Genomic DNA, 26,995 nt, shown 5'->3' on the forward strand with positions numbered 1-26,995 from the left:
GCGACAGGTCGTCTTAGCGAACCAACTGGTAGCCGGCCTCTTCCACCGCGGCCTTGACCGCATCCAGCTCGACCACGCCATCGCTGTCAATGGTCACCCTGCCGCTGCCAAGCTCCACGTCCACTGCCGTGACATCAGGAATGCTGCCAACTTCCTCACGAACAGAGGAAGCGCAGTGCCCACAGGTCATCCCAGAAACAATCACGGTCAAGGTACTCATGCCGCTCTCCAATCTGCTGCCAAGCGCCGGATGATTCCTGTCTACCATACCCCCCTAGGGTAATCAAGGCGCCGGATGAAGAGGTGCACCCCGATTTCCTCCCCGCAATCGCGGTGTCGTGGGTGCGGCATGCGGTAGAACTAGCCTGTACCCGGTTTACCCGCCCACATGCCCCACCATCGATGCGGCGACGAAGGGACAGCAGATGGCAAAAGACCAAGCCGACACCGTGACCGCGGCCACGACACCATTCGCGCCAGGGACGATCGACCGCTCACTGCACCTGATCATCAACGCAATCGAGTCCAATCCGCACACGCCCGGCGCAGACGTCAATGTGACGCTGCACCTGCCAGGGGGAACTGTGACCGGTATCATCGAGCCCTGCTGGCATTTCGACCAGAAGGTCCTTGGCTACCTTCAAACGGTCGGTGGGGACCACAGCCGACAGACCTCCACCGATGGCAACTGTCCGAACTGCCCCAACGGGGGCGACCTCCACGAGTACATGCACCTGTCGCGAGTTACCTACCGCCGCAGTGGCGAGGAAGTCTATTCACACGATCAGCTCCGCGTGCGGATGTCTGACATCTCGTCCTGGGCCTTCGGTCGTTAGGCCTTTAAGGACCCGACGTCGCACAGGCCCGACGAATGGCCACGACTCAGATCGTGCGCGTTTCGACATCGCCTCACCGCGATGGACGGTAGGTCTCCAACTGTCGGCGGCGCCATCGCTTGACGAGCTCGCCGATCTCGTCCGGATCGTCGGCGATCACGAGCAGGTCGACGTCTGCTCCCGATACCAGTCCCGTCTCGAGCAGCCGATCACGAATCCACCGCTCCAACCCGGTCCAGTGGTCCGAACCCGCAAGCACGACGGGGAAGTTGCGTATCTTCTGAGTCTGTATGAGCGTCAGGGCCTCGAAAAGTTCGTCGAGCGTTCCAAAGCCGCCCGGAAGGACCACGAACGCCGAGGCGTAGCGGACGAACATCAGCTTGCGCACGAAGAAGTAATTGAACTGAAGGGAGAGGTCGATGAACGGATTGGGCTGCTGCTCATAGGGCAACTCGATGACCAGGCCTATCGACCGCACGCCGGCGTCGCGGGCGCCCCGATTCGCGGCCTCCATGATCCCCGGCCCACCGCCGGTGATGATGTCGAATCCCAAACCGCCCAGGCGCGCGGCCATCTTTCGCGCCATCTTGTAGTGCGGGTGATCCGGCGGCGTCCGCGCGGAACCAAAGAATGACACGGCATGGGTGACGTCCGCCAGGGCCGCAAAACCATGCGCCACCTCGTCGCGGATCCTGGCAACGCGGCCGGGATCGCTGCCCGACAGCGGCGGAAAGCCCGGCCCTAAGCAGGACAGCAGATCCTCATCGCACGTCGCGGGGCAGTCTCTTGATTCGTGCATTTGAGTCGATCGTGCCACGGCCGCGGCGCCGATGAAACTGAAGCGGCACAAGCAGCTTCGTCTTGTCGGCCTCGGGCAACGAACGTGTTCGCGCCCGTACCCTTCGTCGGTTGAAGATTCCCCCCGGCTAGGGCTGGTACCTTATGTCGACGGCCATTGACCGGCGGCCGGGGACGCATATCGCGGACCAAGGCCGCCAACGGACAAGGGATCGACGGCAAGGGTTTGAGAAGCGGCCGCAAGGGTACCGATTCGGCGACCACAACAGACTAGGAGCCGCGATGTATGCGGGTGTGGCGTGGACCCTATCGGTTACCGTGGCTGGGCTTGTCAGTGTCTACGGATTGCATCGCGTCAGTGCGATCAGCCCGAACATGCTGACAACACTGCCTTTTCAGTCAGGGTGGCCACCTGAAGAGCATGCGTTGTCGCGATATCACGTTCGCTGGTATCTGGCGACCTTGGTGTTCCTCGCCTTCGACGTCGAGATGTTGTTCATGTATCCCTGGGCACTGGTCGTCATCAAAATGGGCGCGACCGCCATCACTGAAATGTTTGCGTTTCTGGCAGCGCTGCTGGTGGCGGTGGCCTGGGCGTGGCGCGAGGGCGCCCTGCGATGGGTCTGACACGCCGGCTGGCGCGATGCGCAGCACGCCGGGCGCACGTGCTCCTTGTAGAGGCCCCTGGGTTCTGGGTGGTGCGCGCACAGACCGAACACCGACTTCGAGTCCGCGGTTGGTGCGTGGCTGAATCCCCCGCGGACGCTGACGTGTTGGCGATCTGCGGTACACCGGGACCGGAACTGAATGAGGCGATCGACCGGGTCTGGGATCAGATGCCAGGTCCTCGGGTTCGCGTCGAGTTGCCCGATTCCAGCGCGGTCGAATCGGCACTGCACCGTGCGGCCATGCAGTTGGCCGAGGTCGAAGTGCACCGCCGGGACGCGCGCGAGCGGGCGCAATCTCCGGAGCTGAACGGCAATGACCACGGCGAACACGAGCACCAGGAGCACCACGCCACCAACCACGGCGAGCACGAGCACCACCAGCACGGCAACCACGGCGAGCACGAGCACCACCAGCACGGCAACCACGTCGAGCACGAGCACACCGAGCACAACGCCCGCAGTCGCGGCAAGCCCGAGCACACGGACCACAGCGCACACCAGCACATGCACCACGGTGGGATGGACATGGCGCCGGCTGGGATTGCGCTGGCCGAAGGTGGCGACGACCGTGACGGATTGGAAATGGATGTGCTGCACCTTCGCCTTGGGCCGGTCCTGCGCTACTGGCCCGCGGGGCTGGTGGTGCGGTGCTCGTTGCAGGGGGACGTGCTCACCCAAGCCGAGACGTGGATCGCCGACAGAGAAGTCGGCGACCACGTTCCGCCGCCCGGACCGAGGGCCCACCTCGCGGCGCGACATTGTGATCATGTCGTTGATCTGCTGGCACTGGCCGCCTGGCCTGGTGCGGCCGCAATCGCCCGTCGCGCGCGGGACGAGCTGCTCGGCGAGGCCGACGCCGGGCACGCCGCTTCCCTGCTGGACACCCTGCACAGTAAACTTCGCCGCTCGCCAACGCTGCGCTGGTCGTTGCGCGACGTCGCATCGCTGACCCCCGAGGACTGCAAGACCCTCGAGCTGCCCACGGCCCTGGCCGGTGACTGCTACGACCGCCTCCTCGCCCAGGTCGACATGGCGCGGCACGCGCTCACGACGGGACCAAGCGGTGTCGCCGCAGCTGCAACCGGCGTCTTCGACGCAGTGCCTGGGCTGGTGAGCGGACTGGACGTCGGGGCCGCCCGGCTGGTGATCGCCAGCCTGGGCATCGACACCACACCGCATCCGGGCGGTCGCTATGGCTGAGGTCTCGGTCACGGTGGTTTCGGGCGCCTGGGCGCTGGCCGGTGTCGCCTTGCTGCTGTGCCTCGGCTTCTATGCGGCGACCCTCGACGTCGTGCTCGCGGCTGACGGCGGCAAACCGGGCACTGCGCTCTACGAAGTCGCACGGCTGATGCGGCAGCGCCGCCGCACCACCGTGGCCGCCGATACGTTGCTGTGGCGCGCCGGCGGAGTGGGGCTGATTCTCGCCGCGTCGCTCATGGTGACTGTGGTGCCGCTCGGGCGCTGGACGCTGGCCGATCTCGACGTCGGGGTCATGTGGTTCAACGCCATGGATGTCATGGTGTGGGCACTGGTGTGGCTTGCCGGGTGGGGTGCAAATTCCGCCCATCCCCTCGTCGGCGCGTATCGATTCCTGGCTCACGGGCTCGGCTACGAGATGCCGCTGATGTTCGCGCTGGTCGCCCCGCCCGTCGCCGCGCAGAGTCTCCGGGTCGCCGATGTGGCCGCCGCTCAACAAGGGCTGTGGTTCGCGGTATGGATGCCGGTCGCGTTCGTCGTGTATTGCCTTGGGGTGGTGGCCTTTTCGGTGTGGGGACCCTTTTCCGCGGCACTGGGAGCTGATATTGCCGGCGGTGTCAGCGCGGAACTGTCCGGCGTGGATCGACTCGTATTCCAGGCCGGCCGCTACAGCCTCCTGGCGGCCGGTGCGGCGTTCGCGGTGCCGATGTTCCTCGGCGGCGGCGCCGGTCCGCTCCTACCGGCCTGGTCGTGGGTGCTGCTCAAGACCATCGCCGTGCTGTCGGTGTTCGTTTGGCTGTGCAGCCGGCTTCCGGTGCTGCGGCCCGAAAAGTTCTTAGAGATCGGGTGGATGGTGCTCTTGCCGCTCACGCTTGTCCAAGACCTCGTCGTGGCCATCATCGCAGTGAGATCGTAGTGAGGAAGTGACTCTCATGACTGTCCACATCGTGTTCGGCGTCCTAGCAGTGACCGCCGTGCTGGCCGGAACCGCGGTCTTCGTCGTCGACTCCATGGCCCGCGCCACCTACGCTCTGGCCATTTCGTTCATCGCGGTCGGCATAGTGGTTGTGCTATTGCAGCAGAACTACATCGGCATCGTCATCATCTTGATGATGGTGATGGAGATGGCGGTCATGGCGGTCTACATGGTCATGTTCATGGGCATGAACCCGGCGCTGATGCCCATGAGCATGGTGCACGACAACCGACGCGCCGTAGCCGCCGCAATCGGAACGTTCGTGATGCTGGGGTCGGGGATCCTGCTGACCGACTGGCCGGCGCGGCGCGGCGCACCGCCGAAGGATCTGACCTTCGCCCTCGGCCAGGAGTTGATGGGCCCCAGCATGCTGGCCATGACGGTGATCAGCCCGGTGATGGTCGCGACCATCGTCGCCGGCATCGTCCTGGCCGCCCGCCGCGGCCGCTATGACCGGTTCGGCGACAATCTCAAGCGCAAACCCGCGAGCGATCCACAACCCGGCGGATTGGGCCGATGACGCTGCAAACCGTGCTACTGGTCGCCGCGGCGCTATTCAGCGTCGGCCTCTACGGAGCACTCTCACAGCAAGTCGTGGTCATGGTGATGATGGGCCTCGAGCTGATGATGAACGCCGTCATCCTGGCGGCCGGCGGATTCTGGTGGTTCTGTTCACCCGCACCGGCCGGACAGGTGATGGCGCTGGTGATCATCGCCGCCATGACGGTGGAGATGGCGATGGGTTTCGCGGCGGCCACGCTGCTGCACCGGGAGCGCCGCACAGACATGACCGACTCGGCTGCCGACTTGGCCGGGTGAACGGGGTGACTTCGACGACGCAGCCAGCCTTATGGCTGTTGATCTGTCTTCCGGCAGGCTGCGGCGCGGCACTGCTTCTCACGCGCCGCGGGGATCGGTTCGCGCCTGGAATATCGATCGCGGTGTCGGCGGTTGCAGTGGCGTTGTCGATCGTGGTCGCGATCACTCACCCCGCGGTCAGCGTCGCGTTCGTCGCGGGCGGGCAGTTCGGGTTGTCCGTCGATAGCCTGTCGGCAGTGGTGGTCCCCGCGGTCGCGATGGTCACCTTCTTCGTCTTGATGTTCGCCGTGGCGGACATCCGCGAAGCGGCGGGCCGATTCCACGGGTTGATGCTGTTGTTCGCCTCCGCCGCCCTGCTGACCGCAACAGCCGCCACCTTGCCCGCGCTGCTGCTCGCGTGGGAGGTGATGGGGGCAGCGTCGTATGCGCTGATCGGCTTCTGGTGGCGCGACGACTTTCGAATGTCGGCCGGCCTCACCGCATTCGTGACCACCCGCAGCGCCGATCTCGGGCTGTATGTCGGCGCCGGCGCGGCGCTTGCCGGCGGCGCGGGATTTGCGCTGGCCGACCTGCCCCAGGCAACCGTGACGTGGCGCAACGTCATTGCGGTCGGCTTGTTCATCGCCGCCTTGGGCAAGGCGGCGCAGCTGCCGTTTTCGTTCTGGCTTTCCCGGGCAATGGAGGGCCCCAGCCCCGTCAGCGCGTTACTGCATTCCGCAGCGATGGTGGCCATGGGCGCATACCTGCTGTTGCGTATCCAGCCGCTACTGGCAGCGACGGGATGGGCGGCCGAATGGGCGGCCTGGACGGGGGCCGTGACCGCGGTGTTGCTCGGTGCTGTCGCGGTGGCTCAACGCGACCTCAAACAGCTGCTCGCCGCCTCCACCGCGGCGCAGCTCGGATTCGTGGTGATGGCAGCTGGGGTCGGGGCGATCAGCGGCGGCGCCGCGCAGCTGGTCGCGCACGCCTTCACCAAGGGCGGGCTCTTCCTTGCCGCCGGCGCATGGCTGTCACTGTTGGACACCAAGCAGCTCGACACGCTGCGCGGTGTGGCCCGGCGATGGCCGCTGCTCGGCTGGTCCGCCACCATCAGTGCGGCCGCTTTGGCGGGTATCGCGCCGCTATCGTTATGGGCGACCAAGGACGGGGTGCTAGCGGTTGCGCTCGACCATTCGATCGCTCTTTATCTCGTGGGATTGGTGGCCGCCGCGCTGTCGGCGGCCTACGCGGGGAAAATCCTCATCACGCTGTGGGGTGCCCCAGCGCCGATCGGAGATTCGCCGAATCCTCAAGGGCTCAACGTCTTTGGACAGTTGCCCATCCTGGTGTTCGCCGTGGGTGCCGCCGTGGCAGGGGTGTTGGCATTGCCGCCGATCGTGTCGACACTCAGCGGAGTCCTCGACCACCGTTCGACGGTCCACCCGGCCCCGGCGGAACTGGCCACCTCGGCGCTGTTGGCGCTTCTGGTCGTGGCTGCGGTGGCGCGTTGGGGCGTGCCCGAGCCGCGGTGGGCCGCCGACTGGCTCGGTCTGCAACGGGCGGCGACCGCCGTGGTCGCCCGTCCCACCCTGCGCCTGGCTCACGCGCTGGCCCGGTTCGACGACGGCGTTCTCGACCGCGCCGTGGACCGGGTCGCTGCCGGGTCGCTGCGAGCCGGCCGGTGGGCCGCGCGCATCGATGACCGTCGTGTCGATGCCGCGGTGGAATCGCTGGCGACGCGCACACGTCAGCTCGGGGCACTGGCGCGCAAGCCGCAGACCGGTCAGTTGCACCAGTACTACCTCGCCGCCGTGGTGGTGGTCGTGACAACCGTCCTGCTTCTGATAGCGGTGAGGTGACCAGGTGCTCAGTTTGATCGTTTTTCTCCCGTTGGCCGCGGCAGCTGGTGTGCTTGCGATACCGAAGTCGGGCAAAGCCGCAGCCCGCTGGGTGTGGGTCGCCGTCACCGCTGCGGATCTGTCGCTGACGATGCTGGTGTGGGCACGCTATACGACACCGGGCCCCAACCGGCTGGCTTTCGAGGAGCGGGCCCGCTGGATCCCAGGGGTCAACAGCAGCTACCACATCGGGGTCGACGGTGTGTCGCTGCCGCTGGTGCTCATGTCGGCGGTGATCTTCTTAGCCTGCGCGCTCTATGGGCTGCGGGGTCGCGACCGGCCCAGATCGCAGGCGGCGTTGTTCCTGTTTCTGCAGACCGTGAGCCTCGGTCTGTTCGTCGCCGCGGACCTGATCTTATTCTTCGTGTTCTTCGACCTGTCGATCGTGGCGATGTACTTCGTGATCGCCGGATGGGGGCACGGTAACTCCGCCCGCTCGGCGCTGAAGTTCTTCCTCTATACCTTCCTGGGTTCACTGGCGCTGCTGGTGGGCTTCATCGGCTTGTACATCGCCGCCAACCCGCACACCTTCGACATGCTCGAGCTGATCGCCGCCAACCCGCTGGCAGATCGCCCCCTGACCGGCGGGCTGGTCCTCGCGGCGATCCTGCTCGGTCTGGCGGTCAAGACACCCACGGTGCCCTTCCACACGTGGCTTCCCCCCGCTCATACCGACGCTCCGGCCACCGGCTCGGCCGTGCTGGCGGGGGTACTGCTGAAGATGGGCACCTACGGGTTCGTGCGAATCGCGATGCCGATGCTGCCACACGCCTGGCGCGCGTGGGCCTGGGCGATCATCGCCGTCGGCGTCGTCTCGGTGCTTTACGGAGCCCTGGTTGCATTGGCGCAGCAGGACTTCAAGCGCATGGTCGCCTACACCTCGGTAAACCACATGGGCTACATCGTGCTGGCGCTCGGCGCTGCCGGCCTGCTCTCGCCCAGCAGCGACCAGGCGCGTGCGGTGGCGGTCAGCGGAGCGGTCACACAAATGGTCAGCCACGGGCTGATCACCGGGGCGCTGTTCTTGCTCGCCGGGGTGTTCTACGACCGCGCCGGCAGTTACGACATGGATTCCTACGGCGGCCTGGCTGGACCCGCCCCGAAGCTGGCTGCGCTGTTCACACTCGGCGCGTTCGCCTCCTTAGGGTTGCCGGGATTCTCCGGCTTCATCGCCGAGTTTCAAATCTTCACCGGCGCCATCGCCGCCACACCACTGACCGCGCTCGCGCTCCCGGGCATCCTGATCACCGCAGCCTTATTTCTGCGTGCCCTGCAGCGGATCTTCACCGGCCAGACCCGCGGCCACTCGCACAACTTCCTCGATCTGCACCCTTCCGAAACCGGCTCGGCAGGAATGCTTCTCACGCTCTCGATCTTGATCGGCGTTGTGCCGCGCCCACTGCTGGATGTGATCGAGCCGGCGTCACACACGCTGATCGGGCTGGTGGGGAGATAGCTTGTGAACACTGCGATGCGGCCGCTGCTGATGCTGCCGGAGATGCTGACGTTCGGCGGTGGCTTGCTGGTGCTGATCGGCGGATCGTTTATGCCGCGCCAGCGACAATGGTGGGCCCGAATCGTCGCAGCCGCAGCGCTTATCGGTGTCGTCGTAGTCTCGGCGGTAGGAATCACGGCACCGGATCAGACAGCGTTCGACGGAGCCTTCGCCGCCGACACCACCACCGCGGTGGCGCGGATCACCGCCGCGATCGGCGTTCTGGTGGTTCTGGCGCTGGCCGGCGACGACATCACAGCCACGGCGCGGGAAAGCGAAACCTATGCGCTGCTGTTGTTTTCGACCACCGGCGTCATGGTGCTCGCCGGAACTGACGACCTGCTGGTGCTGGCCACCGGATACCTGCTGGCCAGCATCCCGCTTTACGGGCTGATCGGACTGTCGCGCTCGGGCCAGGCGGCCGAGGCAGCCGTGAAGACCTACTTGATCGGCGCCCTGTTCGGGATCACTTTGCTGCTGGGTGTGACCGTCCTTTACGGGATCAGCGGGGCCACCCGCTACAACGACCTTGCCGCACAATTGCGAGGCGCTCCGGTAGCGGTGGTGGTGACAGGGGTCGTGGCCGTGGTGGCAGGTCTGATGTTCGAGGCAGGCGGCGTGCCCGGGCACTTCTGGGTTCCCGACGCCACCCAAGGCGCCCATGGTGTCGCGGCAGTCTACTTGACGACAGTGCCCAAAATCGGCGCACTGATCGCGCTGTACCGCGTGGCCGCCGTGGTGCCGCACACGGTTGCATGGCCACTGCTGATCGCGATATTCGCTGTCGCGAGTATGACATTGGGCAACTTGGCCGCCTACGGACAGCAGGATCCCCGTCGGCTCCTGGGTTGGTCGACGGTGAGCCAGGTCGGCTACCTCCTAGTGCCGATCACCGTCGCCGGCCACAGCCGGCTGGCCCTTCCGTCGTTGCTGTTTTATCTAATCGGCTACACCCTGACCAACAGCGCGGCGTTCGCGGTGAGCACCGCGCTGCCCGATCGGCGCGACCTCAGCGCCTACCGTGGCCTGGCGCGCACCCGGCCCTGGCTGGCCGGGGCGCTGCTGGTGGCGCTGCTCGGACTGGTCGGCACCCCACCCACCAGTGTCTTCGTCGCAAAACTCACCACCGCCATGGCCGTATGGGACGGTGGTCTCGCGTGGTTGGCCGTGGTGGTGTTCCTCAACAGCCTGCTGAGCCTCGTCTACTATCTGCGTTGGATCGCTCCGGTGTTCCAGAAGCCCGAAATTCTTAGTGATTTCACCACCGGCGAATGGTCTGCGCGCACCGCGATTATTGCGGCAGCATTGAGCCTGGGGATCGGCGTTACGGCGGGGCCGCTATGGGACGTGCTCTCAACAGCACCACTGCGGTAGCCGGTGCGCCCCCGCGCCGACATCACACGAGCGCGCCATCCTAAACCGGCCGCGAAGGATCACCCACGCCGGTGAGCGGTCCGCAAGCAGTCGGCGATGGGTCAACGGTTAGGAGCGCACGAGTCGGGCGATCGCCGCCGAAGCCTCGGTGAGCTTCGCGTCGGCCTGTGCGCCGCCCTCAGCGATTGCCTGACTGACGCAGCTATCGAGATGGTCATCGAGAAGGTTTAAAGCCACAGACCGCAACGCGCTGCTGGCCGCGCTGATCTGGGTCAGGATGTCGATGCAGTACTTATCCTCGTCGATCATTTTGGAGATACCGCGGATTTGGCCCTCGACTCTGCGTAGGCGCTTAGCGTATGCGTCTTTATTCGCCGCATACCCGTATGTGGTTGCCACCTGCACTCCCAGCATTCTGGTCATCGGGTGGTTCACTTCGTTGCCGCGAGCTGAGCGTTCGTGGTCGGCCACCAATGACGTCCTCGACGCCACTATACCCGCCAGCACGTCCAGCAACGTGGCATTTCGCGCCACCAGCGGCCGAGATGGCTCCTGCGTTCGGCATTGACCTGACGCCGCCGACCCGATACCCGGGCCGAGGTTGTAGCCGCAGCTCAGCCACGCTCCCGGCGGCCGCTTGTGGCCCGTTGCGCAGCTCAGGTCACGGCCTGCCGGCTTGCCGGCGATCCGCCCCGACCTTCCGATTCCCCGCTTGCGGCGGGTACCCTATGGGGGTACGGTCTCGGCCATGGATAGGACTGCGCCTGCTGACCAGGTGCCGCACAGCGACACGGGCGTATTGAGAACCTGACTGTCCGCAACCCGTGACAGCCAGCAATGGGAAGGAAGTGTTCAAGATGGCGTGGCAGCGAATTCTGGTGAAGGCGGTGCCTACCGTGGTGACCGGAGTCGTCGGCGCCGCGGCCTATGAGGCCCTGGCGAAGGCGCCCTGGCGCAAGGTGACGGTCAGCGCAACCGCTGTGGGCCTTCGCGCCGCGCGCGCGACCGAGCGTAAGACCAAAGCTGGTGCCGAGCGTGCTCGGTTGGCAGTGGCCGACGTCCTGGCTGAGGCAGCAGACCGCATCGGAGAACGGGTCGAACCCCCCACGGTGGTACCGACAACCTCGACCTCGACTCCCAAGGCCGGCGATGCCTGCCATTGACACCCGGGTTGGTCTTGACATCTGCCCCACGCTGACCATCATCTCCCAGGGTGGCGGACGAATACGTGTGCGCGTCAACGGTTTTGACCTCGACGAAACACGGGCGGTCGCGATCGAAGATGCTGTTGCCAAGGTGACCGGTGTGCTGGCGGTCCGTGCCTACCCGCGATCGGCCTCGGTAGTGATCTGGTATTCGCCAGATGACTGCGACACTGCTGCGGTCATGTCGGCGATCGAGGACGCCCAGCACACGCCCGCGGAATCGGTCCCCGCACGCGCCCCCCACTCCGCGCGATCCGGCGAACCCGGAGTGGTGCAAAAAATTGCCGGCGGGATTTATCGGCTGTTGGGACTCGCGACCGGCCCTGCAGCCGAATCGGTTGCCGGCCAGGGCGGCTGTCATCAGCCAGCGGCGTCGTGTCACGGGGTGCCACCGGCAGACGCCGACGGCGAGCAGCGCAAGTGGCTGCGACGCGTATGGCTGGCCGTGCCGCTGGGGTTGGTATCGATGGCGGCGCCCATGGTGTTCGGCGCCTCCTGGGTGGGGTGGTTGGCCTTCGCGGCGACGGTGCCGGTGCAATTCGTGGCCGGCTGGCCGTTCCTGACCGGGGCCCTCCAGCAGGCGCGGGCCCGCACGGCCAACATGGACACGCTGATCACGTTGGGCACGCTGACAGCGTTCGCCTACTCCACCTACCAGCTCATCGCCGGGGGGCCGCTGTTCTTCGACACCGCGGCTCTGATCATCGCCTTCGTGGTGTTGGGCCGCTATTTCGAGGCCCGAGCGACCGGTAAGACCCGCGAGGCGATCAGCAAACTACTAGAAATGGGCGCCAAGGAAGCCTGCTTGCTCGTCGACGGCCAAGAGATTCTGGTGCCGGTGGAGCAGGTGCAAGTCGGCGACCTGCTGCTGGTACGACCCGGGGAGAAGATTCCCGTCGACGGCCGGATCATTGAGGGACGTGCCGCCGTCGACGAGTCCATGCTGACCGGTGAATCTGTGCCGGTCGAGAAATCGGTGGGGCACACAGTGGCCGGGGCCACCGTCAACATCGATGGGCTGCTGACCGTGCGTGCCACTGCCGTCGGGGCCGACACCGCGCTGGCCCAGATCGTGCGCCTGGTCGAGCAGGCCCAAGGCGGCAAAGCCCCCGTCCAGCGGTTGGCCGACCAGGTCTCGGCGGTATTTGTTCCCGCCGTCCTGGGCGTGGCCGCCCTGACGTTTGCCGGCTGGGCGATCTTCGCGGCCAACCCGCTCGCGGGCATGACCGCGGCGGTCTCAGTGCTGATCATCGCCTGCCCCTGTGCGCTGGGGCTGGCCACACCCACCGCAATTATCGTCGGCACCGGCCGCGGCGCGGAAATGGGCATCCTGGTCAAAGGCGGCGAGGTTTTGGAAGCGTCGAAGAAAATCGACACCGTGGTGTTCGACAAGACCGGCACCCTCACCCGCGGCCAGATGCAACTCACCGACGTCATCGCCGATGACGGGCTGGAAACTGATCTTGTCCTGGGGCTTGCCGCCGCAGTCGAGTCGGGCTCCGAGCATCCCGTCGGCGCGGCCATTGTCGCCGGCGCCCGTGAGCGCGGCATCGAGGTTCCGACCGCTGCGGCGTTCAGCAGCCTGGCTGGCCACGGAGTGCGGGCCGATGTTGAGGGCCGAAGCGTGGTAGTGGGCCGGCGCAAACTCATCGAGGAAAACGGCCTGCGATTGCCCGATCGTTTGGCGGCAGCCGCCGCCGAACTCGAAGCCCAAGGCCGCACAGCGGTATTCGTCAGTTGCGATGATCGAGTGGTCGGCGTGCTCGCGGTCGCCGACACGATTAAAGACGACGCCCGCGACGTCGTGCGTCAGCTGCATGCGATGGGGCTGCGGGTCGCCATGATCACCGGCGACAACACCCGCACTGCGGCAGCCATCGCCGATCAGGTCGGCATCGACCAGGTGCTGGCCGAGGTCTTGCCCGAAGACAAGGTCAACGAGGTCCGTAGGTTTCAAGAGCAGGGCCGGCTGGTCGCCATGGTCGGTGACGGTGTCAACGACGCCCCGGCACTCGTGCAAGCCGACCTGGGGATCGCGATCGGAACCGGCACCGATGTGGCCATTGAGGCCTCAGACATCACCCTGATGTCCGACCACCTCGACGGTGTGGTGCGGTCGATCCAGCTTTCCCGGCAGACGCTGCGCACCATTCACCAGAACCTGGGCTGGGCCTTTGGCTACAACACAGCCGCCATACCCCTGGCGGCATTGGGGCTGCTGAATCCCGTCGTCGCAGGCGCCGCCATGGGGCTGTCCTCGGCAAGCGTGGTCACCAACTCCCTGCGCCTTCGGCGCTTCGGCCGCGACCGATGACAACGGACTGCTGTCCCGGCGATCCACAATCTCCTCAACCACCGCGATCGGAGCGGCCTGCGATCTTATGATCCACGATTTGCTGCTGCGCTGGGTCGTCACGGCACTCTTTGCGTTGGGAGCCACTGAATGCGGCCTACCGCTTCTCATCAGACGCCTTTCGGCCACCGCGGCGGTCAGCCACGGTCTACACCTGCTGATGGCCATCTCCATGGCCGTGATGGCTTGGCCGTGGGGCACACGGGTACCCACTCTCGGACCCGCCGTGTTCTTCCTTCTGGCGGCCTTGTGGTTCGTCGTGATAGCCATCATCGCGAACCGAACACGCTATCCCCGAATGTCCAACGGGTATCACGCGTTGATGATGCTGGCGACGGCGTGGATGTATGCCTCTATGAACAACCCCTTCCCCGTTCATTCCCCACACTCGCCGAGCACTCCGATGCCCGGCATGGATATGGCGGCGATGAATGAACAGGCGAGCAACGAAGTACCCACCTGGTTCACCGCAATGAACTGGCTCGGAGCCGTCATTTTCACGGTCGCCGCAGTTTTCTGGGTATCCAAATACTTCGTCGAGAAGCGGCACACCGCAACGCGTCTCGGGCCACTCGGCGATGTCGCGCAGGCGATGACAGCAGCTGCGATGGCAATCTTGTTCGGGGCAACGCTGTTCGCGATTTGAGCAGCGCAGCGCCCAAGCGCGTCGCCCTCCGGTTCGAGCCACTTCTCCGTGCCCGCTCCCCCTATTGTCCGCGCCGACGATACGGGTGCAGCATGAAACCAGGCGTGAGCACGACGTCAAGCGAATCTGCAGCAGTCCGGTCTCGGCGAGCCGGCTATCACAGAGATAGTTCAAGCGCAGCAGTACCGCATCCCGCCGTTTCCCGGAATACGCATAGCGGTCCAAGACGCGTTGTGCCTAGTCAGGCAGGCAGGAGGTCTGCATCATTTGCCTCCTCACGTTCCTGGTGGTGGCCGGCGCCGGGTGCCCGGCCAGCTGTGCCGACTCGGGCGCACGTATACATCGAGGCGGTCCCCCCGTCCGGGGTAACGCTGTACTGGAAAAGGCCGCTGGCGTCGACCTGTCCAGTCACCGTGTAGCCAGGGCCGTCGTAATGAATTGGTTAGCTTGATAATTCGACCAGAAGGCGTCGATAGGCTAATCGAGCCAGGTGGCCAAGCCGCCGGGCTGGGCGCTCCGGGGAGCCAGGATCCGCAGCGGGTCGCCGTTGCCGTCGTTGAGGAGCAGGGCCTGGAACTCAGTCGGGACCGAGGCCGAGTACAGCGTGAACACTTGGCTCCGCGACAGTGTCATGCCACGGGTGTCCACAAAACCACTCGGAGTCTCCTGCCCTAACGTGAATGAGAACGGCACGACGCCACGTTGGTGATCGACCACTCCGACAACAAGATCGGTGCGACGCCGACCTGGAAGAAGTCGTTCGGGCACCATCCGCTGCTGGCGTTCCTGGACCGCCCCGAGATCGCCGGTGGCGAGGCCCTGGCCGGGCTGCTGCGCACCGGCAACGCCGGCTCCATACCGCCAGTGACCCCGTCATCGTCTTGCAGCAAGCGCTGGCGGCGCTGCCCGCGCCGTGGCGACCCGACCCGAGTCGTGGCGATGATCCCGACCGGCCGAAGGTTCTGGTGCGCTGCGATACCGCCGGGGCCACTCACGACTTCGCCGACGCCTGCCACGCTGCCGGGGTGGGGTTCTCCTTCGGCTACCCCGTCGATTGGCGGGTGCAAGACGCCGTGGACACCCTCAACCTCGCCGAGGGCTGGTACCCGGCGATCGACACCACAGGTGGGCTCCGCGACGGCGCCTGGGTCGCCGAGGCCACCACTCTGGTCAACCTGAGCAGCTGGCCGCCCGGCACCCGGCTGATCCTGCGCAAGGAACGACCCCATCCTGGCGCGCAGCTGCGGTTCACCGACGCCGACGGCATGCGGGTCACCGCCTTTCATCACCGACACGCCCCCCGGCGTCGTACCCGGCCAGGTCGCCGGCCTGGAACTACGGCACCGCCAACACGCCCGCGTAGAAGACCGCATCCGCGAACTGAAGGCCACCGGCCTTCGCAACCTGCCCTGCCAGTCCTTTTGGGCCAAAGCCGCCTGGCTCGAGACAACCCTCGCCGCTGCCGATCTGGTCACCTGGTGCCGACTCATCGGCTTCAGAAACGATCCCGGCCTGGCCCGCGTCGAGATCACCACTTTCCGTTACCGCGTCCTGCACGTCGCCGCACGCATCACCCGCGGCGCCCTGCAGGACGCGGCTACGCATCGACCTCACCTGGCGCTGGGCCATCCCCATCGCAATCGCCTGGCAGACCATCCGCACCGCCTTCGGATAACCGCCAGCCCGACTGCCCACCGATCACGAAGGACCTACCGGCCCTGGAAAGCCCGCCCCACCCGGCGACACGGGACAGATCGATCACACCATCACACCAAAAACACTACCCGGCAACACAACTCGGAATCAGAATCAGCTCACACCATCCGATACGAAAAATCCGGGCTAGACCTTCATCGTTTTACCGCCTTGACCGCGCCTGATGAGTCCGCGCTGTGTTCGCCGCCGGCGGCGAAGAGGCCCCCGTCGTGAGTCGCCGATGCACGGTATTCGTCAAGGCAGCGCGGTAGAGGTCAGCGTGCCGGGCGCGCTGGTCAGGGTCGGTGATGACGATCAAGTGCCCCTGGCGGTTTGAACCCGACGGTGCCGGTAAGGCATGCGAACACAGTCCTTGATCACCTCCTGCGGGACCGGTCGGTCGAAGTCCATCCGCCGGCGAACCGCACGCGGGGTGGTCAGCAACTCATCTGGGGACAGTTTCGATGATGCCGGACACGGGTTGATCGTCCCAGCTAATCCGGGGTGAAGCGCTGATCCCACGCCCGACTCGACTCTCAGTTTGCCACCGCGCAACCGAAGTGAGACTGCTCGCCGAGGCGAGAAGCCGATCAGGACTTGACACTTAACCTCCTCGGAGGCCTAGAGAAACGAGATAGCCTGGAGGCAGCCGGGTCCCCCCGCACAGCCATCGACCGCCTCGGCCGCCCAGAATTGCCCGAGATAACCCGCACTATCACCGAACTCAGGGCCGGCCGCATGGCGTGTTGTCCTGCGGCTCGAACGGTACTAGGACCACCTCCGACTCCCTCCCGACACCCATTCACTTCCTAGCTCGGCACCAGTTACAGGACAAGCCATTTCGAACAAATCTCAGTGCGTTTCGGCCGGGGAGGGCCTCCACAGTTCCCGCCGTCAGCATCTGAACGCTGCGCACCCCCCTTACGCGGGGAGTCCTTCGCGGCTGCACTTCCAGGATCTTCACCGCTTCCATTAGGGCGCGGTGGCCTCGACGAGCATTGTCGGTCCGAAGTGGCGAACTGGTCCCGGTATGAGCCCGGCGTCGCGCATCAGTGCTTGCACTTGCTGGGGTGAGCGTTCTCGCCCGCCTTCGCAGAAGACGAGCATCATCACGTCGGCCATGGCGGTGAAGGCGTTGGGGCGGGCAGATTCGTGGTGTTGATCGATGGTGACTAGCTTGGAGCCGGTCGGCATGGTGGCGCGTACGCTTTTGAGGATGTCGCGGCATGCGTCGTCGCTCCAGTCGTGCAGGATCCATTTCATCGTGTACACGTCCGCGTGAGCGTCGAGTTGGCCGAACAGGTCGCCGGCGCGGGTTTCGATCCGATCGTCGAGCCCTTGTTGGCGCAGAAATCTGTCTGCCCGCTCAAGTACTTCCGGTGTGTCGAGCAGGATGCCTCGCGCATGCGGGCGCTGTTCGAGGATGGCTGCAAGCAGGTGTCCCACTCCGCCGCCGATGTCGCAGATGGTTCCGTGCTTCGGCCAGGGGTAGGACTGGGCGATCCCGGCAAGGTCGAATTCGGTGAGTTGGCGCATCGCATCTGCGAACGCCTCTCCTCGTTCTGGGCGATCGCCTAGATATTCCCATAGCGATTTGCCGAATGCTGCTCGATGTCCGGATATTTCGGCGCCATCGCGTAGTTGGCGGTCAAGGTGGGCGTAGACCGCCGCGGTGTCTGGGTCTGCGTAGTAGGCGGCCCAGGATGCGATCGACTTGGGGTGTTCACGGCGCAGCGGCGCACCGATTCTGGTCAAGCGCACACGTCCGGTGCGGTCACGTTTGATCAGTCGCAGCGTGATCGCGGCGTTGACGATCCTGGTTGTCACGTCAGAATCTAATCCGAGTTCGTCGGCCAGATCGACTGGCCGCCGAGAGGTTTCGCCAAGGGCATCGGCGATGCCGGAGGTGACGAGAACGCCGGCGATTTTTGTTTTCTGCAGCCCGAAGATGACGTCGAGGAACAGCGTGATTTCCCCAGGGACTGTGGCGTCGGCGAGGCCCAGCAGCCGTTCTCGAAGGTCGATCACCCCACGCGCGACCCACAGTGGTAGGGGCAGGAATGGCAGGCGCATCGTCGGTTCCTCTCGCCTGTTGGCGGCCAGTTGCTTTGAGGTGGCCGTGCTGGCACTCGCCGTCAGCGGCCCGGCTAGCTGGGGTTGTCAGGTCGATGTCGCGGGTGCAGGCGTAACTGAAAGTCGGCGGGTTTCAGGGTCAGTGTTTCGGCGATCTTGAGGTGGTAACCGGGCTTGGGTTCCAGGTCGAACTGGTGCAGGATCGCGGCGAGTGTCAAGCAAATTTCGTGGAGTGCGAATTGGCGGCCGATGCAGGCTCGTGGCCCGGTGCCGAAGGGTTTGTAGATGTGCGGGGGCAGCTTGCGTAGGTTCTCGGGGAGAAATCGGTCGGGGTTGAATTCGTTGGGGTCGGGCCCCCAGGCCGGGGAGCGGTGGGCGGCCAGCAGGACGACAGCCACCCAATCTCCCTTCCGGAAGCTATATTTGCCGTCGCCGAGGGTGGTATCGCTGCGAGCTTGACGGTAGTAACCGGGGGCTACGGGCCACAGGCGCAGCGTTTCGTCGACCACCCGCCGCAGATATCTGAACTTGGCGATGTCGTCGAATTCGATGCGCGGAAAGTCAGATTCGGGCCAGCGTTGGTCGATTTCGGCGCGTGCGCGAGCCGCCACGTCGGGGTGGGCGGACAGATAATGCAGGGCGAACGAGATGGTGTTAGCTGACGTCTCGCTACCGGCTGCCATCATGGTAAGGATTTGGTTGACAACGTTCTCCGAGTCCAGCTTCTCCCCCGTCTCGGGATCGGCGCTGTGGAGCATGATGTCGAGCATGTTTTCGGTTGGTCCTGGTGCCGGGTTGTTGCGGCGCGCATCGACAATGCCGCAGACCAAGTTTCGGATGAACTCCCTGTCGGCCAGGTGCTGCTGATAGCGTTTCTTCCCGAAGAGATTGGTGTAGAAGGGAATCGGGTCGACGCGCATCGCGCGCCGCACGTAGCTCAGTTCGCTGATGATGGCTGCGCTGAATGCGTTCTCCCCCGGATCGCTGAGGTTGCCGAAGGTGTGGCCCAATCCTGCGCGCGCGATGATTTCGACGGTGAGCCGGTTGGCTTGGGCGGGGATGTCAATCCACGACCGCTTGGCGCTGGCGTCTTTCCATGCCTGGGCAAGTTCTTCGACGGTGGTGGCCATGCTGTCGTGGTAGTTCTTCATGGCTGTCTTGGTGAACGCGGGCATCAGGATGTTGTGGGCTTTGTGCCAGTTGGGTTCATCGTTGTAGGCGGTGAAGAGTCCGTCTCCGAGGGTGAGGCGCAGCTTGTCGACGAGCGGACCGACGTGTTTTTGCCATCGGGTTTCGTCGTTGACTTCCTCGATGAGGGCGGCATCGGAGATAGCGATGGCTGATAGGGCGAAGATGCGCTGTTCGAAGATTCCGTCGGTGGAGTTGCGCAGCTTGTCGGTCGTTCCTAGTACAGGGCTGGTGAAGTCGATGGTGAGGAGATCACCAAGCAAGGGAAGCCGGAAGCGGGAGTGCGGGATGGCCGTGGCGGTGGGCGTGGTCATGGTGTTGGGCTCGCTTTCGTGGGGGCCACGGAGGTGGCTGCGGCGTACGCGCTGGGCCACCATTTCGCCAGCGTGAGCAGTTCGGCCGCTTCTTCTTCGAGGGTTGTCGCTTTTGAGGTGACGATCAGCGCGGCGTCGCCTTCGGGGGGATCGGGGGTGATGCCGGCAGTTTTCGCGTTCGCGGCGTGAGCGAGACGCAGCGCAGCAAGCGCGGCCTCGCGCTCGCTGGCACGGACAGTTTGGGACACATCCAGGAAGCAAATCACCTCATCCTCGGGTATTGCGCGGACGTAGGGGCGCAGGCGCAAGATGGCGTCGCGGATCTCGACCACGGTGTCGTGCAGTTGAAGTGTCGACTTTCCCCGCCGCCCGAACTCCTCGTCGTCAGAATCGATGAAGCGTTCTGGGGTGACGGCTCTCATCGCCTGGCGCAGGGGTTGCAGTTTGTGCCAGCTTCGAGTGGTGCGATCCAGCCCGAGCGACCGGAGCAGCTTCAGCGCGAGAGGGACGGCGGCCATCACAAACGGCGCCAGGATGCCGAAAAAGAGACCGTCCTCGTGCGACCCCTTGCGGTAACTAGCGGTGTGAGTCCAGCCGAGTTGGTCGAACAGCTGCAGCGCAGCCTCTTGCACTACGATTCCGACGCCGAACACCCCCATCAGCAGTGTGCTCAGTGCAATCCAGCGTTCCCGGGGGCTATTGGCCGCCCGCAGCTCGCTGAGGGAATTCCACACCAGACGTATAGCCAGGACCATCAACATGGCCGTGAGGCAACTCAGCGTTGTCACTGAATCCCACCCCACCAGGAGCTCTAGGGGCTTGTTGGCAAGGCGGGCACGGGTCCCGCAGATCAGAAATCCCGTGATTAGCAGAATCGCCGCCATACGGTAGTACCGGTGTTTGCGGCGGGTTTCCGCTTCGGGCATCCCTGACCACAGCATGCTGAATCCGATGAATTCGGTGAAGCTGTAGCCCATGAGCGCGGTACTTATTTGCCACACGCCGGGCTCCGTGACCAATGCTGAATCGATCATCTGCCTTTGCACGAAGGGTTCTCGGAGTAGCTGAGCCGCCCACAAGAAGGCCAGGGTGTTGTTGATGTACTTTTCCGAGAGATTTTCGTTGAACCACCGGTAGCGCCCGAGTAGTACCACTGTCATGAATGCGATGAATGGCCAGGCGATCATGGCCGGGACGGCGGAGGGGGTCACTGAAACACCGCCACGTGTGCAGGCACCGTGAAAAAGTGTTTCACATGGAGGTCTGCCCGCCGCCACCACAAACGATCGATGACAATGATGAACTTCGTCACCGGTCAGCGGTGGTGTCTGGAAGGACCGGGCTCATCGTCGGCGGAAAAAGGCGCTGCGCACAATCGATCGCCGTTCGTTGGCATCAGCGACGGCCAGCATCAGCGCAGAAGCAAACCTCTCGGCGTCGCGTTCGTCTTCGTCGCCGGGGCAGTTGGTGCGCCCCAAGACTGCCCGAACCGTTTCGGGGTCGATATCGGGCAACACGTAGCGACACAAATCGCGTTGGCGTTCCTTCTTATTGCCGAAGGCATCGATGCGATCGTGCCCCAGCAACATATGCCCGACCTCATGGCCGACAATTTGATCGATGTGATACTCCGAAGTCCCTACTTCGTGCAGGATCAGGTCGTCGTCGTCACGGGAAAGCCACAGTCCGCAGGGGCCGAGCCCCAGTGACGCGGTGTCTGTAGGGACGAGCGTGATCGCGCGACCGCGCTTTTTCGAGAGGTTCTCGACGAAGACATTTCGATTCCAGGGCGTGGGGATGGGCAAAGCGCGCACCAAATCGAGAATGTCATTGCTCGCAACCGCCATCTACTTGGATGTCCCTTCATCATTGGCGACCGGCGGCAGGTGCTCTAATCGACGCACGTGGTCGACCATTGCTGCGATGTTGGTGATCGCGCTCGGGGTGAGCCCCGAAGCGCGCATTGCCAAATCACGCACGCCACTGTCTCGCAGTGCTTGCAGCAGGTTGAGTTGCCCTTCGATCTCCGGCTCAGAGTCGGAGTCGATCAGGTAGGACGCCGGCACTCCGAAGAATTTGGCCATCGCTTGCAGGTGCGTAACAGTGGGGTTTGTCTTCAGGCCACTACGCAATTGCCATATATATGCCGCACTGATGGATACGCCCGTCTTCTCTTTGATCGCCTCCGCCGCCGCGGCGTTAGACAACGGCGCATCCGAGGGCTTACGCATGACCTCGAACAATTTGTTCAGCTTCTGCGCCAGCCCGGAATTACTTTGAAGCCCAAGTGAAGCACTCTCGGCCATACACTCTCGTTTCACGCGATGACACCGGACGTGTACCGATGTTATCAGGATCGCGTGCTGCGAGCCTAAACTCTGGGGGGAACGCATGTGCAGGATCGGTCGCGACGAGACTGACGGCCGTTAGGCGAGTGCGCGTGTCGGTGACCGCTTCGACAGCGCCGCCACGGTGATCCTCTCCCCCGCACCCACCGTAGAAGTGGCGACCTTTCCGAACCTGGGCGTTGCCGCGACATCGGGGCTACTGGCGGTTTCGGTAAGTTCCGAGCACTTGACGAAGTCATCGACGGCGTCAATGAATCGAGGGTCCCAGTACAGCGAGAAGTGGTCGCCAGCTGGGAACGAAATACACTGGGCCTTCAGTGGGACCTCTGAGGCGAAGCGAGTGGATGAGCTGGGAGGTGAGGTCACGTCCCCATCGCAAGTCAGGATCAGCGCGGGAACGTACGGTAGCTTGCTCAGGTCCAGCGCGTTATCCGCTTGCGACAGAAGCAGTTTTGCGTAGGCCCGGATATTCTCGGCAGGTCGCTGTGGCGGGCCAAAAGGATACATGGCGGCCGCGTTACTGCCTGGTCTGGCACCGCTGAGGTCGCGGGTCATAAATATTGCGCCCGTTTCCACCGCCCGCGCCGGTGTGTCATCGCTTCCCGTCGGACCAGGCTGCAAATCGTCGGCATATTTCCGTGTCAGCGCGGTGAGTTCTGCGAGTTCAGTCGGGTAGGCACCATTCATCAGGACCAAACTGCTGGCGGCGCCATCCCATATTGAGGCAATTTCTAGTGCAATCCGCGTCCCGGCGCTCCAGCCGAGCAGCTTCGCGCCGGACACGCCGAAGTGAGCGAGTACTTCCAGCCCGTCACGCACCTGACGATCCATCAGATGCCGCAATGACTGGGCGTCGTGATACACGCCCGGCAGTTCACGGGACTCCCATGTGATCACACGGAACGCTCCGGCCAGCCGATGGGCAAGGGGGCGAACGAACTCAACCGACATTCCCGGCGCGTTGCACAGAAGTATCGCTGACGCCGCGTCGGGACCGGCGGTGTAGACGTGCAACCGCTCCCCATCGGATGCCGTGAACAGGCTGCAGGAAAGGCCGTGATGGGCGCGAAAATAGCTTTCGTAGAACTCTATTCGTGACTCGTCGGGCACCGATTCTGAGTCCATCTGCGTCTCGCTTGGCACTGTCATCGTCGATTCTGCCCGCGTCGTCCTGAATGGAAACCTTCGTTGTGTCGGAAGAAGGGATTGCGTACGTGTCAGCTCTAGCCACTCATCACGTTGGATGCGCGCCACATGGGAATCCTTTGTCAACACAACACATCCCCCATCTTGGCGGCTATTTGACGCGTTAAGGCTGTCAGCCGGGCTTGGCAGGCGTCGTCGCTGGTCGCCGCTGACTTCCATCAATCTGTGTACTTGACCTAGTTCATACCATATACTCACATAAATGCAAGCGATTGTGCCGCAGCCGCTGCCACCGTCCGGCCCAGTCCTGGGCGTCAGTCCGCAGAGAGACTTCCACCCGGAACTGGGACGATGTCGTGTAGTAACCTCAGTTTATGCGAGGGGGCGTGGAGCGAAACGAGAGTAGATTGACTGACCCTGTGCACCGTGATTCGGCTACAGGCGAGGTCACTGAACTGGCGACCAAGCTCAACAAGCTGTTCGACATCATGCGCAAGCCCACCGAACCGCCGTTGTCCAACGCTGCAGCCGCGGAAGCCATCACGAAACACACCGGTGTGTCGATCAGTGCCGCCTACGTGTGGCAGCTGCGCACGGGCGCCAAGAACAATCCGACTGTCCAGCACCTTCGGGCGATCGCCGAGTTCTTTGGGGTCTCACCGTCATATTTGATCGACCCTGGTATCGATCCGCAGATTGACGCGCAACTCAATCTGCTGCAGGCCTTGCGGGACAGTGGCGTGCGCGACCTGGCGATGCGCGCCCACGGATTGACGACCGAGTCCCTCAATAGCTTGGCGGCGATGGCCGATCACGTGCGCCAACTCGAACAGCTGCCGCCGGTCGATGTCTCTCCTCGAGGGCCAGATCATGGCAGCGACTAACGCTGATCTGCTTACCCTGGCGCGTCAATTGCCGATCCCTGTGCCATGGGATCGGCGAACGTTCGTCGAAAATTTTGCGCATCAGCGTGGCCGCCCCATCCGGCTGATCCCGACTGACACCGCAGCCTTCATCGACAGCCCCTGCGGCCTGTGGCTGATCAAAGATGATGAAGACATCATCGTTCATGAGGCGGGGACAACCGACTACCACATTGATCAAATTGTCTGCCACGAGATTGGCCACATGGTCCTTGAACATCGCAGCGGGCCACGCGAGGGCAACAGGGTAGGGCCGACTGCGATCGCCGAACTGTGCCGCTCCATCCTCCCCGACCTCGAGCCAGCCCTGATACGGACGGTCCTGGGGCGCACGGACTACGCCGACGAGCAGGAACGGGACGCCGAACGGTTTGCTTCGGTATTGATGCTTGCCGCCGCCGAGGCAGCGCAAAGCCAATCGATGATGCGTAGCGCCTTCCTTCATCGGCGATGATTTCTAGCGTCCCAGCCGTCATTGCCTGGCCCGTCATCGTGACCATGGCGGTCTTGCTCGTCGGGCGTTACTGGCTGTGTAGGACCAACAGCTACGACACCTATTACAACAACTTGATGGCATTCGTCCTCGTGGCCCAACTTCTGCGCGAGGGCAGCGTCGAAGACATCCTGTCTCGAGGCGCCCTCATGTCGCCGACTACCGCCCAACAAATGGCTTTCGTCGCAATGGTTTTCGCCAGCACCGAACTCATCGGCTTCACGATGCTGTGGAATGGGCTGCCACCAGAGCAAGCACGCCGTCAACACCGTTACTACCGGGCGGCGGCCATCATTTCGTGCATCTGCTTTCTAGTTGCCGCTACCCGTGCCCGCTTGGCCGGCCAAACGCTGGAAGTCTCCGGCGGTTGGGATGCGATCTGGGCATGGGTATTCTACTTGATCATCCTGCTCGTGATGGCCGCAAGATTTGTCTGGATGTTTGCCAACGAACTCAAGAGGGCCAGCAACAGACGCGAGCGCCTGCTGGCCGCCAGCGGCCTGACGCTGGGCACGATGACTGCCCTCGGTTGCCTGGAAGCGCTGATATCAGCGTTGACCGATCAACTCGGTTGGACAAGCACTGTGATGTTCCGACTGTGGCTGCACGGCTTCGAATACTTCGGTATCGCAGTGTTTGTCTACGTCCTGGGCGCAATTCCACTTGTCGTGAGACTGCTCTCCCGCTTGGGCCTAGATCCCGTCAGCCGCAGTAGCCGAAAGTTGCAGCCACTATGGCGTGCGATGACATCAGTGGTTCCCGAGAGCAGATTCAACATCGAGCAGGTAGATCCGGGCGGGCGGATCACTACCCTGGCACTGCACCAAACAGTGATCGAAATTCGCGACGCCTTTCTGCGGCTGCGCCCCTACTTCGGCGAAGTCGATCCGCGGGAGGTCGCAACGTTCCTCTCGACGCATTCAGTACCGACCCGACGCTGCGGCGCAGCGACTCAGGCCTTCCAGTTGGCGTGTGCCGCGAGGGCTCGCAGCGCGGGACTCACACCCAAGTCCCCCAGTGCTGTAACGGTGCTCGGATCGCCGTCAACAACCCTCGACGGCGAGGTCGCAGCCTTGGTGAAGGTGGCAAAATGGTGGACCCTTGCGTGGGCTGCCACTCAGAGGCGCACCGCACCGATCCCATCGACGAAAGCAGGCACGCCCGGATGATCGCGGACACTCCCCCGTCAACCAGGGATTCTTCTCGCTTTCAGTTCCCTGTCCTCGGTAATTACCGCACGATCGATTTCACCAAGCCGGTCCAAGACGTTACCGATCGGCTGCGTGAACTGGGCAGCGGCATGATCGAGCAACCGTTCGCCGCCCAGCCGGTCATCTTTGTCGCTGACACCGCCCTCGTCGCGGAAGTCAACGACGAAACCCATTGGGAAAAACACGTCGGACCTTCATTGGACCGACTGCGATCGGTGCTCGGCGACGGATTATTCACCGCGTACAACCACGAACCGAATTGGCGGCGAGCGCATAACCTGCTTGTACCGCTGTTCACCAGGGCAGCGATGAGTCGCTATCACAGCGACATGGTCAACACTGTGCGCGAACTGATCGACGGGTGGAACACCAAAAGCCGTGTCCGCGCCTGGATCAGTGTTCCCGCTGACGCCAACCGACTGACCCTGGAAATCATCAGCCGCGTCGCCATGGGGCACTCATTCAACAACCTGAGCAATCCCCGGGAACGGCAAAAGCCGTTCCTGGCAATGCTGCTCCGCGAACTTGCTTACGCGGACCGCCACACGGTCGATATCTCTGACGAGCGAAAAAGTCAGCACGTCTCAGACAAGACCGAGATGCGCCGAGAGGTCGACAGGATCGTCAAAGACCGCAGCAGGGACCCCGCCACCCAGGGGAATGGCGACATCTTGCACTCACTGCTGCACAATAGAGACCCCGACACTGGTGAACAGCTCGACCAGGCCACCGTCATCAACGAACTGCTCACTTTTCTCGTCGTCGGAAGCGAAACCTCGGCTAACGCAATCGCTTTCGCTCTGCACGTTCTGTCCAGCAATCCTGACATCGCTGCCCGGGCCCGCGCCGAGATCGACGCACGCTGGCCCGAACCCGGCTTTCCCGAGATCGGTTTTGGGGATGTGCACCAATTGCAATACCTGCGCTGCATCGTTGACGAAACATTACGACTGTGGCCCGCGGCCCCCGGCTATTTCCGCCAGGCCCGCCACGACACCACGATCGGTAATGGAAAACACCACTTCCGGACCGGCGACTGGGTATTCGTCCACCTCATTGCTGCACATCGCTCCGATGCCTGGGGACCTGATGCCGCCGAATTCAATCCCGACCGGTTCCTTAGCGAAAACCTGCGCAGACTTCCACCCCGCACCTACCGGCCCTTCGGAACAGGTCCCCGCGCGTGCATCGGTCGCGCATTCGCACTCCACGAGATCCTTGTGACCCTCGCTGCCGTCCTGCACCAATTCGACCTCGAACCCTCGCCGGACTACCGGCTCGCCGCTGCTGAGGCCATGACCCTCAAACCGCTCAACTTGCAACTGCGCCTTCACCGCCGGCGCGTGTGACATCGGCAAGT

Annotated in this window: 27 protein-coding genes and 1 pseudogene; 18 read left to right on the forward strand and 10 right to left on the reverse strand. The window is 63.9% G+C overall.

Translation table 11 applies throughout. From position 1 onward, the window contains the following. Nucleotides 1–13 precede the first annotated feature (13 nt). The gene (locus ACNQS7_RS01065; protein ID WP_055581886.1) at nucleotides 14–220 is read right to left on the reverse strand and encodes a heavy-metal-associated domain-containing protein; all 207 of its coding nucleotides are present in this window, start codon (nucleotides 218–220) and stop codon (nucleotides 14–16) included. 229 nt (nucleotides 221–449) lie between these two features. Between ACNQS7_RS01065 and ACNQS7_RS01070 the strand changes: the two genes are divergently transcribed. Then, the gene (locus ACNQS7_RS01070; protein WP_418011115.1) at nucleotides 450–836 is read left to right on the forward strand and encodes a hypothetical protein; all 387 of its coding nucleotides are present in this window, start codon (nucleotides 450–452) and stop codon (nucleotides 834–836) included. A gap of 73 nt (nucleotides 837–909) precedes the next feature. Here the strand turns inward: ACNQS7_RS01070 and ACNQS7_RS01075 are convergent, their stop codons facing one another. Further along, complete coding sequence (locus tag ACNQS7_RS01075; RefSeq protein ID WP_055581869.1) at nucleotides 910–1,635, reverse strand: TIGR00730 family Rossman fold protein; 726 nt, start codon at nucleotides 1,633–1,635, stop codon at nucleotides 910–912. A gap of 281 nt (nucleotides 1,636–1,916) precedes the next feature. On the opposite strand from ACNQS7_RS01075, the gene ACNQS7_RS01080 reads away from it, so the two are divergent. From ACNQS7_RS01080 to ACNQS7_RS01115, 8 genes are all read left to right on the forward strand, one after another. Next, complete coding sequence (locus ACNQS7_RS01080; RefSeq protein ID WP_055581870.1) at nucleotides 1,917–2,261, forward strand: NADH-quinone oxidoreductase subunit A; 345 nt, start codon at nucleotides 1,917–1,919, stop codon at nucleotides 2,259–2,261. A 116-nt stretch (nucleotides 2,262–2,377) separates the two neighbouring features. Beyond that, complete coding sequence (locus ACNQS7_RS01085; RefSeq protein WP_231752709.1) at nucleotides 2,378–3,502, forward strand: hypothetical protein; 1,125 nt, start codon at nucleotides 2,378–2,380, stop codon at nucleotides 3,500–3,502. Beyond that, nucleotides 3,495–4,415 (forward strand): complex I subunit 1 family protein, encoded by a 921-nt coding sequence (locus tag ACNQS7_RS01090; protein ID WP_418011116.1) that lies wholly within the window; start codon nucleotides 3,495–3,497, stop codon nucleotides 4,413–4,415. The genes ACNQS7_RS01085 and ACNQS7_RS01090 overlap by 8 nt, the downstream gene beginning before the upstream one ends. Nucleotides 4,416–4,431: 16 nt before the next feature. Then, entirely contained in the window at nucleotides 4,432–4,995 is a 564-nt protein-coding gene (locus tag ACNQS7_RS01095; protein ID WP_133450219.1) for an NADH-quinone oxidoreductase subunit J, read from the forward strand. After that, nucleotides 4,992–5,294 (forward strand): NADH-quinone oxidoreductase subunit NuoK, encoded by a 303-nt coding sequence (gene nuoK / locus ACNQS7_RS01100; protein ID WP_055581874.1) that lies wholly within the window; start codon nucleotides 4,992–4,994, stop codon nucleotides 5,292–5,294. Before ACNQS7_RS01095 ends, nuoK begins: the two co-directional genes overlap by 4 nt. A gap of 5 nt (nucleotides 5,295–5,299) precedes the next feature. Further along, nucleotides 5,300–7,132 (forward strand): NADH-quinone oxidoreductase subunit L, encoded by a 1,833-nt coding sequence (locus ACNQS7_RS01105; protein WP_418011117.1) that lies wholly within the window; start codon nucleotides 5,300–5,302, stop codon nucleotides 7,130–7,132. Between the two features lie 4 nt (nucleotides 7,133–7,136). After that, a complete protein-coding gene (locus ACNQS7_RS01110) occupies nucleotides 7,137–8,627 on the forward strand; it encodes a complex I subunit 4 family protein (protein WP_133450220.1) in 1,491 nt (496 codons plus the stop codon). Between the two features lie 15 nt (nucleotides 8,628–8,642). After that, nucleotides 8,643–10,040: an NADH-quinone oxidoreductase subunit N gene (locus ACNQS7_RS01115; RefSeq protein WP_055581876.1), complete on the forward strand. Its 1,398-nt coding sequence runs from the start codon at nucleotides 8,643–8,645 to the stop codon at nucleotides 10,038–10,040. A 108-nt stretch (nucleotides 10,041–10,148) separates the two neighbouring features. On the opposite strand, the gene ACNQS7_RS01120 is transcribed toward ACNQS7_RS01115, so the two are convergent. Next, nucleotides 10,149–10,454: a metal-sensitive transcriptional regulator gene (locus ACNQS7_RS01120; protein ID WP_055581888.1), complete on the reverse strand. Its 306-nt coding sequence runs from the start codon at nucleotides 10,452–10,454 to the stop codon at nucleotides 10,149–10,151. Between the two features lie 443 nt (nucleotides 10,455–10,897). Between ACNQS7_RS01120 and ACNQS7_RS01125 the strand changes: the two genes are divergently transcribed. The 3 genes from ACNQS7_RS01125 to ACNQS7_RS01135 all read left to right on the forward strand — a co-directional run bounded on the left by ACNQS7_RS01125 (nucleotide 10,898) and on the right by ACNQS7_RS01135 (nucleotide 14,244). Further along, on the forward strand, nucleotides 10,898–11,203 hold the full coding sequence (locus ACNQS7_RS01125; protein WP_055581889.1) for a DUF1490 family protein: 306 nt from the start codon (nucleotides 10,898–10,900) through the stop codon (nucleotides 11,201–11,203). Between the two features lie 61 nt (nucleotides 11,204–11,264). Next, nucleotides 11,265–13,559: a copper-translocating P-type ATPase gene (locus ACNQS7_RS01130; protein ID WP_418011126.1), complete on the forward strand. Its 2,295-nt coding sequence runs from the start codon at nucleotides 11,265–11,267 to the stop codon at nucleotides 13,557–13,559. Nucleotides 13,560–13,626: 67 nt separating this feature from the next. Then, nucleotides 13,627–14,244, forward strand: a complete 618-nt coding sequence (locus ACNQS7_RS01135) for a DUF5134 domain-containing protein (RefSeq protein ID WP_055581878.1) — start codon at nucleotides 13,627–13,629, stop codon at nucleotides 14,242–14,244. A gap of 477 nt (nucleotides 14,245–14,721) precedes the next feature. On the opposite strand, the gene ACNQS7_RS01140 is transcribed toward ACNQS7_RS01135, so the two are convergent. Further along, complete coding sequence (locus ACNQS7_RS01140; RefSeq protein ID WP_156781195.1) at nucleotides 14,722–14,877, reverse strand: hypothetical protein; 156 nt, start codon at nucleotides 14,875–14,877, stop codon at nucleotides 14,722–14,724. Nucleotides 14,878–15,209: 332 nt separating this feature from the next. On the opposite strand from ACNQS7_RS01140, the pseudogene ACNQS7_RS01145 reads away from it, so the two are divergent. Both ACNQS7_RS01145 and ACNQS7_RS01150 read left to right on the forward strand, forming a co-directional pair. After that, nucleotides 15,210–15,473: pseudogene (locus tag ACNQS7_RS01145) on the forward strand (IS1380 family transposase); the annotation flags it as partial. A 151-nt stretch (nucleotides 15,474–15,624) separates the two neighbouring features. Then, a complete protein-coding gene (locus tag ACNQS7_RS01150; protein WP_371934630.1) occupies nucleotides 15,625–16,173 on the forward strand; it encodes a hypothetical protein in 549 nt (182 codons plus the stop codon). A gap of 738 nt (nucleotides 16,174–16,911) precedes the next feature. Here the strand turns inward: ACNQS7_RS01150 and ACNQS7_RS01155 are convergent. The 6 genes from ACNQS7_RS01155 to ACNQS7_RS01180 form a co-directional block, all read right to left on the reverse strand. After that, nucleotides 16,912–18,012, reverse strand: a complete 1,101-nt coding sequence (locus ACNQS7_RS01155) for a methyltransferase (protein ID WP_055581881.1) — start codon at nucleotides 18,010–18,012, stop codon at nucleotides 16,912–16,914. A gap of 74 nt (nucleotides 18,013–18,086) precedes the next feature. Continuing rightward, complete coding sequence (locus ACNQS7_RS01160; protein WP_082986592.1) at nucleotides 18,087–19,514, reverse strand: cytochrome P450; 1,428 nt, start codon at nucleotides 19,512–19,514, stop codon at nucleotides 18,087–18,089. Beyond that, nucleotides 19,511–20,701: a DUF6545 domain-containing protein gene (locus tag ACNQS7_RS01165; RefSeq protein ID WP_065136023.1), complete on the reverse strand. Its 1,191-nt coding sequence runs from the start codon at nucleotides 20,699–20,701 to the stop codon at nucleotides 19,511–19,513. The genes ACNQS7_RS01160 and ACNQS7_RS01165 overlap by 4 nt, the downstream gene beginning before the upstream one ends. A gap of 156 nt (nucleotides 20,702–20,857) precedes the next feature. After that, nucleotides 20,858–21,361, reverse strand: coding sequence for a hypothetical protein (locus ACNQS7_RS01170; RefSeq protein ID WP_055581883.1), 504 nt, complete (start codon nucleotides 21,359–21,361; stop codon nucleotides 20,858–20,860). Continuing rightward, nucleotides 21,362–21,820 (reverse strand): helix-turn-helix domain-containing protein, encoded by a 459-nt coding sequence (locus ACNQS7_RS01175; protein WP_055581884.1) that lies wholly within the window; start codon nucleotides 21,818–21,820, stop codon nucleotides 21,362–21,364. 120 nt (nucleotides 21,821–21,940) lie between these two features. Beyond that, nucleotides 21,941–22,987, reverse strand: a complete 1,047-nt coding sequence (locus ACNQS7_RS01180; protein WP_065136021.1) for an alpha/beta fold hydrolase — start codon at nucleotides 22,985–22,987, stop codon at nucleotides 21,941–21,943. Nucleotides 22,988–23,496: 509 nt separating this feature from the next. On the opposite strand from ACNQS7_RS01180, the gene ACNQS7_RS01185 reads away from it, so the two are divergent. From ACNQS7_RS01185 to ACNQS7_RS01200, 4 genes are read left to right on the forward strand one after another with little or no spacing between them, the layout of a single operon-like run. Then, nucleotides 23,497–23,892 carry a helix-turn-helix domain-containing protein gene (locus ACNQS7_RS01185; protein ID WP_231752691.1) on the forward strand — a complete coding sequence of 132 codons (396 nt, stop codon included), beginning with the start codon at nucleotides 23,497–23,499 and terminating at the stop codon, nucleotides 23,890–23,892. Then, entirely contained in the window at nucleotides 23,879–24,385 is a 507-nt protein-coding gene (locus ACNQS7_RS01190) for a hypothetical protein (RefSeq protein WP_055581628.1), read from the forward strand. Before ACNQS7_RS01185 ends, ACNQS7_RS01190 begins: the two co-directional genes overlap by 14 nt. A 44-nt stretch (nucleotides 24,386–24,429) precedes the next feature. Beyond that, the gene (locus ACNQS7_RS01195; protein ID WP_418011118.1) at nucleotides 24,430–25,593 is read left to right on the forward strand and encodes an MAB_1171c family putative transporter; all 1,164 of its coding nucleotides are present in this window, start codon (nucleotides 24,430–24,432) and stop codon (nucleotides 25,591–25,593) included. Continuing rightward, nucleotides 25,515–26,984 (forward strand): cytochrome P450, encoded by a 1,470-nt coding sequence (locus ACNQS7_RS01200; protein WP_231752688.1) that lies wholly within the window; start codon nucleotides 25,515–25,517, stop codon nucleotides 26,982–26,984. Before ACNQS7_RS01195 ends, ACNQS7_RS01200 begins: the two co-directional genes overlap by 79 nt. Nucleotides 26,985–26,995: the final 11 nt, after the last annotated feature.

The sequence above is a fragment of the Mycobacterium sp. 23 genome (assembly GCF_048287075.1).
Classification (GTDB): domain Bacteria; phylum Actinomycetota; class Actinomycetes; order Mycobacteriales; family Mycobacteriaceae; genus Mycobacterium; species Mycobacterium gordonae_B.

Excerpts from the sequence above, each read along its gene's own strand:
- ACNQS7_RS01065 (WP_055581886.1), bottom strand. The coding sequence starts at position 220 with ATGAGTACCTTGACCGTGATTGTTTCTGGGATGACCTGTGGGCACTGC.
- ACNQS7_RS01075 (WP_055581869.1), bottom strand. The coding sequence starts at position 1,635 with ATGCACGAATCAAGAGACTGCCCCGCGACGTGCGATGAGGATCTGCTG.
- ACNQS7_RS01080 (WP_055581870.1), top strand. The coding sequence starts at position 1,917 with ATGTATGCGGGTGTGGCGTGGACCCTATCGGTTACCGTGGCTGGGCTT.
- ACNQS7_RS01090 (WP_418011116.1), top strand. The coding sequence starts at position 3,495 with ATGGCTGAGGTCTCGGTCACGGTGGTTTCGGGCGCCTGGGCGCTGGCC.
- ACNQS7_RS01095 (WP_133450219.1), top strand. The coding sequence starts at position 4,432 with ATGACTGTCCACATCGTGTTCGGCGTCCTAGCAGTGACCGCCGTGCTG.
- nuoK (WP_055581874.1), top strand. The coding sequence starts at position 4,992 with ATGACGCTGCAAACCGTGCTACTGGTCGCCGCGGCGCTATTCAGCGTC.
- ACNQS7_RS01115 (WP_055581876.1), top strand. The coding sequence starts at position 8,643 with ATGCGGCCGCTGCTGATGCTGCCGGAGATGCTGACGTTCGGCGGTGGC.
- ACNQS7_RS01120 (WP_055581888.1), bottom strand. The coding sequence starts at position 10,454 with ATGCTGGGAGTGCAGGTGGCAACCACATACGGGTATGCGGCGAATAAA.
- ACNQS7_RS01125 (WP_055581889.1), top strand. The coding sequence starts at position 10,898 with ATGGCGTGGCAGCGAATTCTGGTGAAGGCGGTGCCTACCGTGGTGACC.
- ACNQS7_RS01135 (WP_055581878.1), top strand. The coding sequence starts at position 13,627 with ATGATCCACGATTTGCTGCTGCGCTGGGTCGTCACGGCACTCTTTGCG.
- ACNQS7_RS01140 (WP_156781195.1), bottom strand. The coding sequence starts at position 14,877 with ATGACACTGTCGCGGAGCCAAGTGTTCACGCTGTACTCGGCCTCGGTC.
- ACNQS7_RS01155 (WP_055581881.1), bottom strand. The coding sequence starts at position 18,012 with ATGCGCCTGCCATTCCTGCCCCTACCACTGTGGGTCGCGCGTGGGGTG.
- ACNQS7_RS01160 (WP_082986592.1), bottom strand. The coding sequence starts at position 19,514 with ATGACCACGCCCACCGCCACGGCCATCCCGCACTCCCGCTTCCGGCTT.
- ACNQS7_RS01165 (WP_065136023.1), bottom strand. The coding sequence starts at position 20,701 with ATGATCGCCTGGCCATTCATCGCATTCATGACAGTGGTACTACTCGGG.
- ACNQS7_RS01170 (WP_055581883.1), bottom strand. The coding sequence starts at position 21,361 with ATGGCGGTTGCGAGCAATGACATTCTCGATTTGGTGCGCGCTTTGCCC.
- ACNQS7_RS01175 (WP_055581884.1), bottom strand. The coding sequence starts at position 21,820 with ATGGCCGAGAGTGCTTCACTTGGGCTTCAAAGTAATTCCGGGCTGGCG.
- ACNQS7_RS01180 (WP_065136021.1), bottom strand. The coding sequence starts at position 22,987 with ATGGACTCAGAATCGGTGCCCGACGAGTCACGAATAGAGTTCTACGAA.
- ACNQS7_RS01185 (WP_231752691.1), top strand. The coding sequence starts at position 23,497 with ATGCGCAAGCCCACCGAACCGCCGTTGTCCAACGCTGCAGCCGCGGAA.
- ACNQS7_RS01190 (WP_055581628.1), top strand. The coding sequence starts at position 23,879 with ATGGCAGCGACTAACGCTGATCTGCTTACCCTGGCGCGTCAATTGCCG.
- ACNQS7_RS01195 (WP_418011118.1), top strand. The coding sequence starts at position 24,430 with ATGGCGGTCTTGCTCGTCGGGCGTTACTGGCTGTGTAGGACCAACAGC.
- ACNQS7_RS01200 (WP_231752688.1), top strand. The coding sequence starts at position 25,515 with ATGGTGGACCCTTGCGTGGGCTGCCACTCAGAGGCGCACCGCACCGAT.